At 44.7% G+C, this 483-nt stretch carries 1 protein-coding gene; it reads right to left on the bottom strand.

Annotation, left to right across the window (positions count from 1 at the left end):
- A partial coding sequence (locus tag OXG87_00085) for a hypothetical protein (protein MCY3867915.1) occupies positions 1-325 on the bottom strand: 325 nt, incomplete at its 3' end.
- Positions 326-483: the final 158 nt, after the last annotated feature.

The following is a 483-nucleotide window of genomic DNA, read 5'->3' as shown; positions in this document are numbered from 1 at the left end:
TCTCAATTTGGACAGCCTCATCCACATCTCGAAGGCTACGCATAGGTTTGTTAGGCTCGAATGCGTCCGAAACCCAGTCGGCTTGCGAAGGCACTATTTGATCGTAGAGAAAGCTTTCAATTTGATGTCTGATTCTATCCCGATAGGTATCTGGCTCAATACCATCTCCAACGTAGCTAAAATAGGCTTCTTCAAGTAGTGGAATGAAATCGCGCTCTGTAATCTTACCAGAGATGATTTCTTTCGCGACATTTACCCGTCTGGAAAAACTACCAGAATTATCATTGTCTTGACGATTCGAGAGGAGTTGGAGAAGGACACCCATAAATAGACCTGGTAATGTACGATCGATACTATAAGTTGCCCATCGATTGATTGCTACAGGCTCGACGAGTTGCCCTAAGTATTCATGGTACTTATTGAAGTAGGCATAGTGGCTGCGGTCACGCTCCCGTGCTGGATGCATACACGTAAATACAAGTC

Source organism: Gemmatimonadota bacterium (genome assembly GCA_026706845.1).
Taxonomy (GTDB): domain Bacteria; phylum Latescibacterota; class UBA2968; order UBA2968; family UBA2968; genus VXRD01.
Note: the sequence above shows the minus strand (reverse complement) of the source record. Positions and strands in the feature narration are given on the sequence as shown.